Origin of the sequence: Pyrodictium delaneyi (assembly GCF_001412615.1) — an archaeon.
Classification (GTDB): domain Archaea; phylum Thermoproteota; class Thermoprotei_A; order Sulfolobales; family Pyrodictiaceae; genus Pyrodictium; species Pyrodictium delaneyi.
Window position 1 is genome coordinate 1,838,436 of record NZ_CP013011.1, and the last position, 15,024, is coordinate 1,853,459.

A 15,024-nucleotide genomic window follows, 5' to 3' on the forward strand; every position below is an offset into this window, starting at 1 on the left:
GCCGGTATATTTATAGCCCGGTACTTTAACAGTTGATAAAGGTGGGGTTGTGGTTTTGGCGCTGGAAGCTAGAGACCTGGTGGCAGGCCCCGAGGGCAAGACTATACTCCGTGGGGTAAATATCAAGGTTCCCCCGGGCAGCGTAGTAGCGCTCATGGGGCCGAATGGTAGCGGCAAGACCACGCTAGCCTATACGCTGATGGGTCATCCGCGTTACCGTGTTGAGCGCGGCGAGGTGTTGCTGGACGGTGAACTTGTCACCAACCTTCCCCCGCATGAGAGGGCTCGGCGCGGCCTAATGCTCGGCTTCCAGAACCCTGTCGAGATACCAGGTGTCCGGTTCATCAACTTCATAGCAGCTGCGTATAACCGGCGTTTCGGTATCGAGGAGCGGCTAATAGGTATGCCGCGGCCTGAGCTGCTTAAGCAGGCCAGGGAGCTGGCTGGGAAGCTAGGGCTTCGCCCCGAAATGCTGCAGAGAGAGGTGAATGTGGGCTTCAGTGGCGGCGAGCGGAAGAGGGCCGAGATGCTTCAGCTCCTCCTACTCCGTCCCCGCTACGTTATCCTTGACGAGCCGGACAGCGGCCTCGACGTGGACGGTGTCCGCATCATAGCCGATGCTATCCGTGAGCTAGTGGAACAGGGAGCAGGTGTACTCGTGATAACGCATTACGCGAGGATTCTCCAGTTCGTCGAGCCCAGCCACGTAGTGGTGCTCGTCGACGGCCGTGTGGTGGACGAGGGCGGTCCAGAGCTGGCTAGGCGGATCGAGCGGGAAGGCTACCAGGCCTACATGGGGGACGGGGGGCAGGAGAGGTGACGCAGTATGGCTGGTGTACGTCCCGCGCCTCTAAGGGAGGTGCTCGAAGCTCGTAGTGTTGAGGAGCTGCTGGGCTTCCAGAAGCCCTACCCCAAGGAGATAGAGATACGGGGCCGCATCGAGAGGAGCCTCGTGGAGGAAATATCCCGGGTCAAGAAGGAGCCCGACTGGATGCGCCGCCTAAGGCTCCGCGCCCTGGAGCTATTCTACAAGCTGCCTATGCCCCGCTGGGTTATCGGGATCGAGGAGATAGACCTGGAGGAGATAGCAGCCTACGTGAAGCCTAAGGCGGAGAAGGCGGAGAGCTGGGAGGACCTCCCAGGCTGGATGAAGGAGTACTACGCGAAGCTCGGGCTCCCAGAAGCAGAGGCGAGGCTGCTATCAGGGCTCACGGCTGTCTTCGACAGTGAGGCTGTGCTCAACCTGGTGAAGAAGGAGCTCCAGGAGAAGGGCGTGATACTGCTCCCGATGGAGGAGGCTGTGCAACGCTACCCCGACCTGGTTAAGCAGTACTTTGGCCGGGTCTTCCCCGCATCTGACCACAAGTTCGCCGCGCTACACCACGCGCTATGGAGTGGCGGCGCCTTCGTCTACGTGCCGCCCGGTGTTAGGCTCACCCAGCCCCTAGAGGCCTTCTTCTTCATAGGCAGCGAGCTAGAGGGCCAGTTCGAGCACACGCTCCTCATAGCGGGCGAGAACAGCTACATAGAGTTCATAGAGGGCTGCGCCGCCCCCATGCTCAAGGGGTTCAGCTTCCACGACGGCATGGTGGAGATCTACGCGCACCGTGGCGCCCGGGTGCACTTCTACACAGTGCAGAACTGGAGCAGGAACATCATAAACTTCAACAATAAGCGCGCCATAGCCGAAGAGGGTGCGCACGTGGAGTGGCTAGAGGGTAGCATTGGGAGCAAGATAACATACACCTATCCGACGACCATACTCCGTGGCCGCGGCGCCTCGACGCGCAACGTCTCCGTAGCCATAGCCAATGGACCCTACATAAAGGATACTGGGGGTAAGGTGATACACGCTGCGCCCGACACGAGGAGCGTCATAATCTCGAAGAGCATATCCAGCAACGGCGGCCTCTCCGTCTACCGGGGCCTAGTCAGAGTAAACCGTGGCGCCTACCGCAGTGTGAGCCACGTACAGTGCGACAGCCTGATCCTGGATGAGCGGAGCAAGGCCTACACCTATCCCCGGAACGAGGTCGACGAGCCTACTGCTGAGGTGACGCACGAGGCTAGCGTAGGCAGGCTAGGTGAGGACCAGCTATTCTACATGGCTAGCCGTGGCCTAAGCGAGGGCGAAGCCAAGGCCATGATAGTGCTCGGCTTCATCCAGGACGCGCTAAAGGCGCTGCCCATGGAGCTGCTCGGTATACTCTCCAAGGTGATCGAGCTAGAGTTCAGCGAGTACGGCGCCCTAGGCTAGCATGCAAACACCGGGTTGGAGGGAACAGCCATGGCTAGGTTAGAGCAGGTAAAAGGAGGCCTAGACGAGCTGAAGCGCCGGGCCCGAGAGCTGCTCGACAAGCTACCCTGGCAGCACATAGCAGACTCGCCTACTACCAAGTACTATACCGACTGGAAGCTGTTCGAGAAGCAGCTAGCAGAAGCCCGCCAGGACGAGGGCAGAGCGCCTGTACAGGAGCGCCAGCTAGAGGGCTACGATGCCACGATAGGCCCGTGCACCGGGGGCACGGTGGGTAATGGTCTCCAGGTGTATAGGCTGGAGGAGGCGCCCAGCGAGCTAGCCAAGATCTTCGCCTCGATGCTACAGGTGGACGAGACCCGGCTTACTGCTGCCCACTACGCGTTCCTAGAAGAGGCCTATGTGCTCGAGATACGGGAGCCCGGGGTCTACCGTGTAGCAGTCTGTAGGCCCCAGAGCGCCTGGGGTAGCAGCCACCTCGTAGTAGCAGTCGAGCCCGGTGTAGAGGCCGCGCTGCTGCTCGACGTGCTGCCGGCCGGAGGCGGCTCAACAGCGGTAGAGCTGGTCGTGGGCGAGAACTCGGGCCTAGAGTTGCTAACCGTGGCCAGGCCCCCGGAAGGCACGGCGCACGCACTTCTCGAGCGCCGCCTAGTCCTGGAGGGCGCCTGGCTCCGCTCGGCCACCATAGCCCTGGGCTCGGCCATGCACCGTGTCGAGGAGAAGACCCTACTAGCGAAGGGCGCTAGCCTAGTGCACCGTGGCGCCGGAGTAGCAGTTGGAAGCCAGAGGCTGGACTACATAGCGGACACGATACACCAGGGCACTCGGAGCAGGAGCAGCGTGAGGGTATACGGGTTCGCGCTCGACGAGAGCATGGTCGCGGCACGGGGAGTGGCAAGCATCCGCGAGACGGCGCAGGGCAGTAGTGCTAGCTTCGACGTCGAGGTGCTGATACTAGGCCAGCGCGCCCGGGGCTACACAATGCCCCTCATGGAGATAGATACCGGGGACGTAGAGCACGCGAGCCATCATGCTGCCCAGTATCGGGTCTCCCGCGAGCAGCTCTTCTACATGCAGAGCCGCGGGCTAAGCGAGGCCGAGGCCCTGGAGCTGCTGCTCGCAGAGAGGCTCCGTACAACAGCCCAGCACCTCGAGAAGCTCGCCGAGAAATCTGAGAGAATTGTGGAGGAGATACTGGCCCGTCTATCCTAGCTCCTGCCATAGTTGGATAGACTCAGGTGTCAGGATCAGAGCTTTTTCAACGAGGATTTAGAGCTCCGGGGGACTATACATAAGCCCCGGGGTATGCTAGGGTAGAGACCCTCCTAGCGTGGATGTGGATGGCTGCAGCCACCTCTGATGGGCCGCTGAGCCCCCTTGGCGGGGCTGTGAGGTGGGCGAGGGACAGCCGAACCCTGAGCCACTCGCCGCAAAGAAGGCGAAACTCGGTTAGCCCTGTTCTATCACGGTGCCGTGGCCCTCTAGGCCTCTCTGCACGGGGTCGGGGTGGGCGGCGTTCGTTATCACGGCGTACTTAACACCCTGGTCTATTGCACGGATTATCTCGTGTATCTTCCTGTTCATCCCTGGGCCTATCTTGCCCTCCTCTAGCAGCTTTTCGGCCTCGCTAGTAGTGAGCTTCTTCACTACCTGGCCGTCCAGTATGAGGCCGTCCACGTCCGTGAGGACTATGAGGGCGTCCGCCGGGAGGGCCCCGGCTACGCGGGCTGCTGCCTGGTCGCCGTCCACGTTTAGGAGTACACCCTCCCCGGGGTCGTAGGCTATCGGTGCTAGTACTGGGGTGTAGCCGTCGCTTAGGAGCCTCCAGAGGAAGTCCTTGTCTACGCTGGTTATCCTGCCTGTGTAGCCGCCTGGTACTACGCGCTTCCTCCCAGTCTCGGGGTCGAGTATCACTATCCTCTTCTTCCTCTCTGCCTGTAGCACGAGCCCGTCTACACCTGTGAGCCCTATGGGCCTCGCGCCCAGCTTGGCTAGGCGGCTACAGATACGCTTGTTGAGGAGCCCGCCGAGAACCATCACGAATACCTCTAGCTCCTCCTCGGTGGTGTAGCGGCTTCGGATCCCCTGGGGGCTGACTACGAACCGGGGCTCTACTCCTAGTCGCTTCTCGTACTCTGTGACCAGGTCGCCGCCGCCGTGGACGAAGACCACCCGGTGGCCCTGCTGGGCGGCTGCTGCTACCGAGGAGACTATGTTCTCGAGGTTGTTCATCAGCGCGCGGCCGCCCGCCTTAACCACGACTGTTACCATGCCCCTAGCCACCTCTCGAAATCCTATGTTCTCTAGGCTGGCTTGAGCGGGAGGATGCGCAGCCCCGTATCCTCCGGGAGACCAGCAGCCAGGTTCCAGGCTTGCACCGCCTGGCCCGCTGCGCCCTTGACTAGATTGTCTATAGCCGCGAACCCTGTGACCCGGCCTAGCCTCTCCTCCACCGCGAAGCCCACGTCGGCATAGTTGCTGCCAGCCACGTACTTGGGGTCAGGATAGCCGGGCGGGGTGCCATAGACTATGCGTACGAAGGGGCTCTCCCTGTAGAAGCTGGCGTAGACACGGAGCAGCATCTTCTCGTCAGCCTCCCTAGTTAGCCAGGCGTGGCCACTGGCAAGCGCGCCTCTTATCGCGGAGACCGCGTGGGGGACTAGGGAGACCCTCACCGGGGCCCCGGCTAGCCGGGAGAGCTCCTGCTCCGCCTCAGCAGCGTGACGATGGCCGCGGGGCTCATAGGGCCTTATAGCGTTCTCTCTTTCGGGGTGGTGGCTGCCCCGAGTAGGCTTTGAGCCTCCCTCGCTGCTGCCGACCTTTACGTCTACGAGCACCCTGTTCGTGTCTATGAGTCCTTCCTTGACGAGCGGTGCTAGCGCTAGTATCGCCGCGGTGGCGTTGCAGCCGGGGGACGCTATGAGCTTGGCTCCTTTGAGTTCGTCTCTATGTAGCTCGGGGAGCCCGTAGACTGCCTTCTCTAGCAGGTCTGGGTAGGGGTGCTCGAACCCGTACCACCTCTTGTAGGCCTCTGGGTCTTTGAGACGGTAGTCCGCACTGAGGTCTACTACTGTTAGGCCTGACTCGTAGAAGGTCTTAGTGTACTCTAGCCCTACACCGTGAGGCAGCGCCGAGAACACTACGTCTACCTCCTTCTTGAGGATAGCGTCCACGCTGAAGGGCGAGAACCTTAGCCCCCGGTACCAGCCGCGGAGATTGAAGTGGACGAAGTGTATCGGCTTACCAGCATACTCCCTAGAAGTGGCCACCACTACCTCGGCCTCTGGGTGGAGAGCGAGTATCCTTAGCAGCTCGCCGCCCGTGTAACCTGAGGCGCCGAGGACCGCAACCCGGTAGGCCAACTCTCTCCCAGCACCCCGCGGTGCAGCCCAGAGAGGACTAGGGGGTTTTAGGGGTCTGGTACGCCCACCGCACCACTGCGAAGACAAGCCACAACCATAGTACCGGATAGTACATACTGCACCAAACGGGGCTCCTTGACGGGTTCCAACCACGCACCTGGTTTAGTCCAGCCCCACGAAGGCCCAGAGAGAGGAGCAACACACAATCACTCGGTGCGGATACCGAGACTCTGAATACATGAATCCGCACTGCACGAAAAGGGGCAGCATTATTAGGGCTAAGGCCCGCCCCGGCCCACCCGGGGTTGCCCGGGATGCCTACACTCAAGTGTCCCGTCTGCGGAGGCCCTGTAGAGGTACCAGACGACGCCATGCCAGGTGAACTCATAGACCACGACTGCGGCGTAACCCTAGAAGTAGTCAAGAAGGATGACGGGAGTTTCGAGCTAAAGCCCTTTGAGGGCGTCGGCGAGGACTGGGGCGAGTAAAGCCCGCCAGTAGAAAGCACTCGAAGGAGCGGGCACTACACCGTGTTTTTCTCGGGTATTGGCCCGGGTTCTCCGGGCACCACTTCACCATGACAGTGAGCGTGTATGACACAACGCTATCGGGGGTAGACACTGGCCTTGCCTAGAGTAGGAATGGCTTACATGGTGGCTCGCTGGGAGGAGAAGGCGATAGCCGCTGCAGCGCGGCGCCGCGGCGTAGAACTAGAGTTGTTGCATATGCCAAGCTTCTACGCGCTTATAGGCGACCGCCGCCTCGGAGCAAAGCTGCCTAGCGTGGTGCTCCAGAGGAGTATAAGTCACTACGTAGCTCTATCTTCGACGCTCCTCCTCGAGAGCATCGGGGTACGAGTCGTCAACCGGGGCCAGGCCACAGCGGCCGCCAACGATAAGGTGTGGAGTCTCTCGCTACTAGCAGCTGCCGGCATACCAACACCAGTTACGGGCGTAGCCTTCGGCTCCGAGGCAGCCAGCAAGCTAGCCGAAGAGATAGGCTACCCGGTGGTAGTCAAGCCGACAAACGGCAGCTGGGGCCGGATGCTCGCCCTGGCTGACGACTGGGAGGACCTTCGCGTGATACTAGAGCACCGCGAGTATATGCCGCAGCCCGAGATGAAGGTACACCTCATCCAGGAGTACGTCAAGAAGCCCGACCGCGATATACGCGTCACAGTTGTCGGCGGCAGGCCGGTGGCAGCCATATACCGCTACTCTAGCCACTGGATTACCAACACCGCGCGGGGTGGCAAGGCCGAGCCAGCTCCCACCGAGGGCGAGCTAGGCGAGCTAGCTGTACGTGCAGCTGAGGCCGTAGGACTAGAAGTCGCTGGGGTCGACGTCTTCGAGGACCCAGAACGCGGCTACATAGTGAACGAGGTTAACCCGGTACCAGAGTTCAAGAACACAGTAGCGGTGACCGGGGTAGACGTAGCGGCAGAGATACTGGACTATCTGGTCGAGCTAGCTCGCCGCTAGCCCGAGGGACACGATAAAGTCCCCACTGGTCCGCCTCCTTAGGTCTCACTCTGGAGCCTGGGTGGCGGTGCAGAGATGGCAGTTCATTATCTCCACTTCTACGCGCCCCGCGGCATACGCGTAGCTAGGGCCGAGGGCCAGTACGTCTGGGACACTGAGGGCCGTCGCTACCTCGACGCCCACACGGGGCACGGTGTCGCGTTTCTCGGCCACAGACATCCTCGGATCGTCGAGGCGATACGGGAGGCCCTCGACACGGTCATGGTGGCGCCGCCTGGCCTAGCAGGGCCCTGGCTAGAGGAGATGCTCGAAGCCCTAGAACCCGTACTCCCCAACGGCATGGAGTACGTGACACTGCTCAATAGTGGCGCCGAAGCAGTAGAGCTCGCGCTGAAGATAGCCCGGCGCGTGACGGGGCGCAGCGAGATAGTTTACTTCACCGGCAGCTTCCACGGCAGGACTATGGGCGCGCTATCGGTGACCTCTAGCAGCCCTCTCTACCGGCAGGGCTACGAGCCCCTCGTACCAGACACTAGGCGCGCACGTTTCAACAACGTGGAGGACGTGGAGAGGGTTGTGACCGAGCAGACTGCGGCCGTCATAGTCGAGCCCATACAGGGGGAGGGCGGCGTCAACCCCGCATCGCCAGAGTTCATGCAGGCACTGCGCCGCCGCTGCGACGAGGTCGGCTGTCTACTCGTCGTGGACGAGGTGCAGACGGGGTTCGGCCGCACCGGCTGCATCTGGGCCCACGAGCATTACGGGATCCGCGCAGACATAATCACGGCTGGCAAGGCTATCGGCGGCGGCTTCCCCGTCAGCATGGTGGCTGTGCCGGGCTGGATAGCTGAGAAGCTGCCCCCGGGCTTCCACGGCAGCACATACGGCGGCAACCCCATGGCCATGAAGGCCGTCGCGGCTGCTAGCCGCGTCCTCGTAGAGGAGAGAGTGCCCGACCAAGCGGCAGAGAAAGGCGCGCTGTTGAAGCAACTGCTAGAGGATATGCTCGACGGTGTCCGGGTAGTGCGCCGGGTCAAGGGCATGGGTCTCATGCTGGGCGTGGAACTCCGGCTCCGCCCCGACCCGGTTCTCCGCTGCCTCCAGGAGGAGAAGAGGATCCTAGCCCTCAAGGCGGGCTCTACTGTCGTCAGGCTCCTGCCGCCCTACCTGGTGACCCGCGAGGACATAGAGGCGATGGCTAGCGGGGTGCGGGACTGTGTACTACGGCTCCAGAGCAGCCAGGCTACTCAGAGAGCTGGTTAGCGTCTACAGCCCCACCTTCATGGAGGACGATGCCGCGAAGCTGCTCGTCGACGAGGCCTGGAGCCTGGGCTTCAGCGCCGCCTGGCGCGACGCGGTGGGGAACGCCCGGCTACTAGTGGAGCCCAGCGAGCCCGTTGAGGACCCGCCGCGCGTGGCCCTAGTCAGCCACATAGACACGGTCCCGGGCTGGGTCGAGCCCTCGTCTCCCCCCGGCGTGGTCCGTGGCCGGGGCGCGGTGGACGCTAAGGCACCGCTAGCAGCGATGGTGGTTGCCGCCTCTCTCTACCGGCCCCGGAGGATTCTCGTAGAAGTTGTAGCAGCTGTCGGCGAGGAGGGCCCGAGCCACGGCGCATGGTACCTCGTAGACTCGGGGTGGAAAGCAGACGTTGTCATCATAGGCGAGCCTACCAACACGACCAAGGTGGCTATAGGCTACCGTGGCGGCGCCCGGTTCCGGGTACGCTGCCAGGGCGAGCCGGGACATGCTAGCAGTAGCTGGCTGTACCGTAGCGCCTGCAGCCTAGCAGTAGAGGCCTACCAGGCCATAGAGGAGCTGAGCGAGCCCACGGCAAAGGGCTACACGTTCACAGTAACCTGGATGAGCTGCGGCAGCGGCGGCAACATAGTCGCAGACGAGGCCCAGCTAGAGGTTGATCTACGCATACCCCCAGGCGGCAGCCTGGAAGAGGCGCTCAAGAGGCTGGAAGCCCGGCTACCCGAGGGCTGCATCGCGGAGAGGCCCAGCAGCTGGCTCCCACCGGTCTCTGTGAAGCCCAGTAGCCCGGCTCCGCGCGCCCTGATACGCGCCCTGCTAGCTGAGGGCTACCGGGCCCAGCCCGTCGTGAAGGCTGGGACAAGCGACATGAACATACTCTACCAGGTAGCGGGCAGCATAGCAGCCTACGGCCCCGGGAGGAGTGAGCTAAGCCACACCCGCTACGAGGAGATAACCATCGCGGAGCTAGACCTAGCTGTACGCGTCTACATAAACGCGCTACGTGAGCTCGAGAAGACCCTGGCCAGGACACGGGCGCCAGCATAGCCCGGGAGACCGTCTCTTGAGCCTCGGCTGGAGGTTGTGTAAGCCGCAGCCAGAGAAGTCTGATGCTCCGGAGATGTATCTGCCTCTCGTGGCCCAGCTGCCGCCTTAAAGGTCTTCTCGGCTCTTTGTATGCATGAGCAGCCTCCCGGTGGCTAGACGGAGGGCCGGGTAGTTGCCAAAGCCCAGTCCCTGCCTATCCCTAGCTCAATGTCCGGCTCTAGAGCCTCACCGAGACTCGCTGCTCGCAACAGCCGGGTCACCAGATGATGTTCCTTGAGTATACTTGCCGCCTCGGGTCAGAGTCAAGGTCCTCGACTAGGCGTTTTAGCCTCTCCCTGCCGACCTTGTCCAGCAGTAGCCTTATCCCCTCCACAGCTAGTAAGCTGAGCCACGAGTTCGGCGTCCCTGAGACCCCCGGCAGCTCCGAGGCCCCGCACCACCACGCGGCAGCAGGACACCGCATAGGCGCTCTCATGAACCCTCCGGAACCAATGGTGTCGGGTATTGCCAGTGGATCTTAGAGAGGTCCTTGAGAGACTCCGGGAATATGGGCTCCGCTGTAGCGTCTCCCCCGAGGAGCTGCTAGCATACATCCAGGGCCCGAGCTACGAGGATGACAGGGTGACGCAGGAAGAGATACTGGGCGAGGAGCTTCTCCTGCTACACGAGGCCGCAGAGATATGCATTCTGAAGAACATGGGCTACCGGATAACCCGGGGCACCGTTGTGGAGGCGTACCCCGACACCTACCGAGCACACCTCATAGCCCTGGGTATAGAGCTCGCCGAAGCCGAGAGGCTAGGCAGGCTAGACTGGATCGCGAGGAGGTGTAGGGATCTAGCAAGCTACTTTGACGACCCCCACCTACCTTCCGGCATGGAAGACGCTGTGAGCCAGCTCATTAGCCGCTACTGCGGGGGTGTATTGACGTAGCACTTGTACTTCGTCCTAAGGCGCGTCTAGAAGGTATTCGCTAGGCGCGTTTCGGTAGCCCGGCGGCCTCTAGCGCGGCCTAGCCCTCTAGCCGCGGACGGTACTATGGCCGCGAATGTGGCTGCTGAGGCGAGTAGAAGGACTGGTAGGAGCTGAGGACTCCGGCTGTAATGGTTACCGCCGCGGCTAGTGTGCCCCACGATACCGTGGCCAGCGCTATTATCCTGGCTGTGGCGCTGCCAGAGAGCCTCTGTAGGAGCGTAGTCAAGGCTATGAAGAGGAGGCTATTGCTGAGCCTGTTGGCCAGCAGCGCGGCGAGCAGCATGACCCACGGTTCGCGTGTGTATATGCGCGAGCGCGGCTGCCAGCACAACGGGGTAAACCACCACGGCTATAGAGCCGAGCGTACGTGCCCGTAGGGCCTCTGGCCCGTAGCATGCCTCCCACCACTGCTATGCTTGCTGCTAGCCGACCCAAGACTACTGCCTATCCGTAGCAACCTAGTCCGTTGCACCATGTACTTGTTATTGCTAGCCCTCCTGCTCCTCATGCCAGCTACCGCGCTACTCCTGGGTGTAGATCTGGCTGCACCGAGTCCTCACCTGGCTCGTCACCTTAAGGTATAGCAGCACCCAAGGGCAGCACTCAAGGCGTACCAGGCAAGCACCACTAGCCTCCGGGCCCTAGTGCCGTCCCGCCGAGAGGGCCTACTGGTCTGCTGACATCCCAGGGAAGGCGTGTTTACCCCCGAGGGCCTACGTTCCCTTACCGGGATGTGTCAAAGTTGGCTGGTAGCGGTGTCCTGCTGGGCTATACGCTTCCCTGCCGAAGGAGGGCAGCGCTAGACCTCGTCAAGAGGCTGGAAAGGAGTCTCCGGGCAGAGCGGGCCAGCGCCGGGCTCTTCGCTGTACTGTTCATCGCTGTGCCTACACTACTGATGCCCTATGCCAGTCTGAGCCCGCTCGGCGCCCGGCTGCTCACACTGCTCTTCGTGCTCGGCGCCGCGGGCTCAAGCGCCGCTATCGTCTCGAAGACCCTGCTGCTCCGGAGGCTATGGAAGCTGCGCCAGCACCTAGAGGAGCTAGGCTCGGAGGAGCTTCCAGAAAGCCTCTGTAGCGTCGAACTCAGGGAGCTGCTTGGGCGGGGCTGGGTAGATAAGCCCCGGGAGGCCTAGGCAGATGTGTTAGGGGTTCCAGCTCTATGCCGCTTCTAGAGGTCGAAGACAATGCTGTAGAACTGATCCGGAATGTGCTGCTAGGGACTGCGCTGGGCGAAGCGCTCGGCCTACCAGTGGCAATGGCGGGAGGCAGCATAGGCTCCGAGGCTATACTCGTGAACGGGCTCTACGCCTACGGCAGCGTGACCGAGATGATGCTACTCCTAGCGGAGAACCTCGCAGAGAACTGCGGGTTCAACCCCAAGAGCTACGCAGAGGCTCTAGCCAAGAGGGCTGACTTGGAGAACCCTCTCCGCTTCTACCACCCCGCCACTGCGGCTGCGATAGCCGGTATACGCCGCGGTGAACCCTGGTGGAAGGCCCGCGAGCAGCCCTTCCAGAACGGTCCCCGGCTCGACGCAGCCGCCCGGGCTGCCCCGATAGCTCTGTTCTACCGTTCACAACGCGTAGCAGCCTCCATGGCCGAAGCCCAGGCACTCGTGACACACAATAGTAGCCACGACGTAGAGGCCGCGAGACTCTACGTGATAGCTCTACACCACACCCTCTACCGGCTGGATCCAGGCCAGCTCCCCTTAGTCCTCGAGGACGAGGCCCAGGACACGTTGCTCCGGGAGCTCATGGCCAGGCTGCCAGACCTGGCCGGGGAGCCCATAGACCGGGCTGCCAAGCTGCTAGCACCTCTGCCCGGCGGCGAGCCACACCCGCTTGCTGCTGCGCTATACGCCTACATGAGGAGCCCAGAAAACCCGCTAGAAGCCGCCCGGACGGCTGCAGGGATTGCAGTAGGTTCAGCGGATACAGCCGCGGCTATGGCCGCTGCTCTGGCCGCCGCCTACCAGGGGCTCCGACAGATAGACGACATACTCCTAGAGAGGCTCGAGGCCGCAGAGTGGGTCGAGATGGCCTCACACCAGCTCTACAACGCGAGCAGGATATGCCACGGCGAAGAGCCTTAGCCGGGGGATGCCCCCGGCGAGGTAATACTACTTTCTAGACGCGCTAGGAGCTAACAGTACATTCTAGCCTCAACACCTAGGAATATTGTGTAACCCTCTGGCCAGTACCCTGGTAGTACCCGGGAGTCTTGGCACCCAGGCCCCTTCATTGGTGTATCTGGCTTCTAGCCCTGCCTGCTATACTACTCAGTGTAGGGGAGGTTCTCCCCTCCTCTCGCCCTGCTGCCAAGGACTAGCATAGGTGCCGGCTGCTATGGGCTCCGCGGCGCCCGGCGTCCGGGAGAGGGTGCTAGAGTTCCTCGCCGAGTACGGGGAGAGGGGTTATGCTGTTCTACGCGCCGCGGTCGACGCCGCTACCTCTGCCCGGGGGCGCCGCGGGGTCCGCTTGGGGGACTTTAGCCACCGGGAGGTCGTGACGCGGCTAAAGGCTTGGGGTATAGACTACAACCCCTCGATGCTCCTCAGAGTCCTGGAGCGCGACTACGGGGTCATCGAGACTAGCTACCGGAGTAGCAACCAGCACTGGTGGCGCTTCCTCGACCTAGACGCCGTAGTGGAGGCCCTCGACGCCTACGACCAGGGCATAGACGCAACAGAGCCCCCGATTGAGGGCGACGAGGAGGAACTCCTAGACCCCGAGACCGAGCTGCTACGGGTCCAGATAGCGAGCCTAGACCCCGCGGGCATGCTTGAGGAGCTACGCCGCCTAGCAGCAAAGCCCCGGCTAGCCCGCACAGAGCTAGCGAGACTCCGCAGCCTGGCCTTCAACGAACTAGAGCTAGCAGCGAGGCTGCTACGCCGCGCAGAAGAGCTAGGCTACGACGGCCCCGAAGTCGAGATGCTACGCGAGGCGATAAAGCTGGCCGGCAGGCTCAGCCGCCGGCTACTCTCAGCCGCGAGGCTCACAGCCGAGAGCCGTCGCACAGTAATGGAGCTGGCAAGGACCGGTTCAGGGCTCCTAGAGCCCTAGACTCCCCTAGATACCATATGAGCAGAGACTAGGAGAGCTGCTAGGACTGCTTCTACCGTCTCGCCTGGCGACATCTGGCAGTCAGCGCAGATGTGGAGCCCTGCGTAGTAGTGTAGAGCTGCCGCTAGGGTCAGTAGTGGTGCGGCGAGAGCTGTTCCGCTTCGGCGGAGCAAGTGGAGCGCGGCCGTCTCTGCTGCGAGGGGTGCTGCGAAAACTGGGAGCAGCTTGTGGAGGGCTTCCTTTCCGTCGAGCTTCGCGCCGTCCCAATAGCCCTCGGGGTTTAGCAGCAGGAAGAAGACCGAGAGCGCGTCGAGGGCTACGAGGATCATGGTTATGGTTGTTGCAGCGTAGAGAAGTGCTGTCCTCCACACGGCTATGACACCACACAGCGCCGGAGAGTTCTGGGAGAGAGAAAAGAGCGAGAGAAGAGCCTGGCTGCGTGAAGGGCTATCCCTTCTGTTTTGCCTGGTTCTTGGCTGGTTCTTCTGCTAGCTCTTTGGGCGGCTTGAGTAATTCTTCTAGCTTTTCGGGGTTTTGGCGACGTAGCTGCTCTGCCTCCTCTTGTAGGCGTTTTACCTCGCTCATTAGGTCCTCGCTCTTGGGTAGTGGGCCTAGTAGCTGTTCTAGCCGCTGGAGTGCCTCCTGCAGGACCTCGACGTCTGCTCGGCCTGGCTGTGGCTTCTCGGCTGCACCGGCTAGGTGGCTGCTGAGCGTCTCTAGGAGCCTTGTGACCTCGTATGGTACGACTATCTTGGCGGCCTGCCCCCTGCCTAGCTCCTGGAGCGTCTCCATTGCGAGTATGCTGAGCGCTTGTGGGGTCATTGCGGCGGAGGCTGCTGCGAGTATCCTTAGTCTCTGGGCCTCGCCGAGAGCCCGTAGGATGAGGGCCATACGCTCGCCCTCGGCGCGTAGCACTCTGCTGGCTCTTTCGCCCTCCGCGCGCAGTATCATTGCCTGTTTCTCGCCCTCGGCTTGGAGTATTGCTGCTCTCCTCTCTCCGTCGGCGCGTAGTATCGCTGCGCGCCGCTCCCTCTCGGCGGCTGTCTGCTCCTCCATGGCCTTCTTGACGGTAGGGCTGGGCTCTACCTCTCGTATCTCGACGCTCTCTACGCGGACGCCCCACTTGTCTGTGGCCTCGTCTAGTATTCGACGAAGCCGGGCGTTTATCGCTGCGCGGTTGTAGAGTATCTCGTCGAGCTCCATGTCGCCTATGACGCTTCGGAGCGTCGTCTGGGCTAGCGCCACCACGGCCATACGGTAGTCCTCAACCTCGAAGAACGCCTTCTTGGGATCGACCACCCGGAAGTAGACGATAGCGTCGACGACTACCGGGGAGTTGTCCCGGGTTATAACCTCCTGCTTCGGGATGTCCACGACTTGTGTGCGCAGGTCTATCCGGTAGACGCTGCTGATGAAGGGCGGGACCCAGTGCAGCCCCGGCCGGAGAACACCCATGAACCTGCCGAGCCTGATGTAGATGCCTACCTCCCAGGGCCGTATGACACGGACTCCTGCCGCGACCAGCACTGAGAGGGCTGTGCCGAGGACTAGGGCTGCCAGGGCTAGCAGAGGCTGCGCCA

At 62.1% G+C, this 15,024-nt stretch carries 17 protein-coding genes; 11 read left to right on the forward strand and 6 right to left on the reverse strand.

All coding sequences use genetic code 11. From position 1 onward, the window contains the following. The first annotated feature begins 55 nt into the window (after positions 1–55). From sufC to Pyrde_RS09270, 3 genes are read left to right on the forward strand one after another with little or no spacing between them, the layout of a single operon-like run. Positions 56–820 carry a Fe-S cluster assembly ATPase SufC gene (gene sufC / locus Pyrde_RS09260; protein WP_055410164.1) on the forward strand — a complete coding sequence of 255 codons (765 nt, stop codon included), beginning with the start codon at positions 56–58 and terminating at the stop codon, positions 818–820. 6 nt (positions 821–826) lie between these two features. Beyond that, complete coding sequence (gene sufB, locus Pyrde_RS09265) at positions 827–2,257, forward strand: Fe-S cluster assembly protein SufB (protein WP_055410166.1); 1,431 nt, start codon at positions 827–829, stop codon at positions 2,255–2,257. 30 nt (positions 2,258–2,287) lie between these two features. Beyond that, positions 2,288–3,469: a SufB/SufD family protein gene (locus Pyrde_RS09270; protein WP_143522113.1), complete on the forward strand. Its 1,182-nt coding sequence runs from the start codon at positions 2,288–2,290 to the stop codon at positions 3,467–3,469. 237 nt (positions 3,470–3,706) lie between these two features. On the opposite strand, the gene Pyrde_RS09275 is transcribed toward Pyrde_RS09270, so the two are convergent. Further along, on the reverse strand, positions 3,707–4,528 hold the full coding sequence (locus tag Pyrde_RS09275) for a [LysW]-aminoadipate/[LysW]-glutamate kinase (protein ID WP_055410940.1): 822 nt from the start codon (positions 4,526–4,528) through the stop codon (positions 3,707–3,709). Positions 4,529–4,560: 32 nt separating this feature from the next. Further along, positions 4,561–5,619 (reverse strand): N-acetyl-gamma-glutamyl-phosphate reductase, encoded by a 1,059-nt coding sequence (gene argC, locus Pyrde_RS09280; RefSeq protein ID WP_055410170.1) that lies wholly within the window; start codon positions 5,617–5,619, stop codon positions 4,561–4,563. A 314-nt stretch (positions 5,620–5,933) separates the two neighbouring features. Between argC and lysW/argW the strand changes: the two genes are divergently transcribed. From lysW/argW to Pyrde_RS09300, 4 genes are all read left to right on the forward strand, one after another. Then, positions 5,934–6,107 carry an alpha-aminoadipate/glutamate carrier protein LysW gene (gene lysW/argW / locus Pyrde_RS09285; protein ID WP_055410172.1) on the forward strand — a complete coding sequence of 58 codons (174 nt, stop codon included), beginning with the start codon at positions 5,934–5,936 and terminating at the stop codon, positions 6,105–6,107. A gap of 138 nt (positions 6,108–6,245) precedes the next feature. Beyond that, positions 6,246–7,100, forward strand: coding sequence for a lysine biosynthesis protein LysX (lysX, locus tag Pyrde_RS09290; protein WP_231656735.1), 855 nt, complete (start codon positions 6,246–6,248; stop codon positions 7,098–7,100). Between the two features lie 75 nt (positions 7,101–7,175). Further along, entirely contained in the window at positions 7,176–8,363 is a 1,188-nt protein-coding gene (locus Pyrde_RS09295) for an aspartate aminotransferase family protein (protein ID WP_055410175.1), read from the forward strand. After that, positions 8,317–9,405 carry a M20/M25/M40 family metallo-hydrolase gene (locus tag Pyrde_RS09300; RefSeq protein WP_055410177.1) on the forward strand — a complete coding sequence of 363 codons (1,089 nt, stop codon included), beginning with the start codon at positions 8,317–8,319 and terminating at the stop codon, positions 9,403–9,405. Before Pyrde_RS09295 ends, Pyrde_RS09300 begins: the two co-directional genes overlap by 47 nt. 256 nt (positions 9,406–9,661) lie before the next feature. On the opposite strand, the gene Pyrde_RS10760 is transcribed toward Pyrde_RS09300, so the two are convergent. Next, a complete protein-coding gene (locus Pyrde_RS10760) occupies positions 9,662–9,880 on the reverse strand; it encodes a hypothetical protein (protein ID WP_143522112.1) in 219 nt (72 codons plus the stop codon). Positions 9,881–9,909: 29 nt separating this feature from the next. Between Pyrde_RS10760 and Pyrde_RS09305 the strand changes: the two genes are divergently transcribed. Continuing rightward, complete coding sequence (locus tag Pyrde_RS09305) at positions 9,910–10,338, forward strand: hypothetical protein (protein WP_143522111.1); 429 nt, start codon at positions 9,910–9,912, stop codon at positions 10,336–10,338. Between the two features lie 103 nt (positions 10,339–10,441). On the opposite strand, the gene Pyrde_RS09310 is transcribed toward Pyrde_RS09305, so the two are convergent. Beyond that, positions 10,442–10,711, reverse strand: coding sequence for a hypothetical protein (locus Pyrde_RS09310; RefSeq protein WP_055410181.1), 270 nt, complete (start codon positions 10,709–10,711; stop codon positions 10,442–10,444). 411 nt (positions 10,712–11,122) lie between these two features. Between Pyrde_RS09310 and Pyrde_RS09315 the strand changes: the two genes are divergently transcribed. From Pyrde_RS09315 to Pyrde_RS09325, 3 genes are all read left to right on the forward strand, one after another. Beyond that, positions 11,123–11,512, forward strand: a complete 390-nt coding sequence (locus Pyrde_RS09315) for a hypothetical protein (protein WP_055410183.1) — start codon at positions 11,123–11,125, stop codon at positions 11,510–11,512. Positions 11,513–11,538: 26 nt separating this feature from the next. After that, positions 11,539–12,474 (forward strand): ADP-ribosylglycohydrolase family protein, encoded by a 936-nt coding sequence (locus Pyrde_RS09320; protein WP_055410185.1) that lies wholly within the window; start codon positions 11,539–11,541, stop codon positions 12,472–12,474. Positions 12,475–12,727: 253 nt separating this feature from the next. After that, positions 12,728–13,444, forward strand: a complete 717-nt coding sequence (locus Pyrde_RS09325; RefSeq protein ID WP_143522110.1) for a hypothetical protein — start codon at positions 12,728–12,730, stop codon at positions 13,442–13,444. Here Pyrde_RS09325 and Pyrde_RS09330 read toward each other — a convergent pair. Further along, positions 13,441–13,815: a hypothetical protein gene (locus Pyrde_RS09330; RefSeq protein ID WP_055410189.1), complete on the reverse strand. Its 375-nt coding sequence runs from the start codon at positions 13,813–13,815 to the stop codon at positions 13,441–13,443. The genes Pyrde_RS09325 and Pyrde_RS09330 overlap by 4 nt on opposite strands. Positions 13,816–13,891: 76 nt before the next feature. Next, complete coding sequence (locus Pyrde_RS09335; RefSeq protein ID WP_231656736.1) at positions 13,892–14,971, reverse strand: SPFH domain-containing protein; 1,080 nt, start codon at positions 14,969–14,971, stop codon at positions 13,892–13,894. Positions 14,972–15,024: the final 53 nt, after the last annotated feature.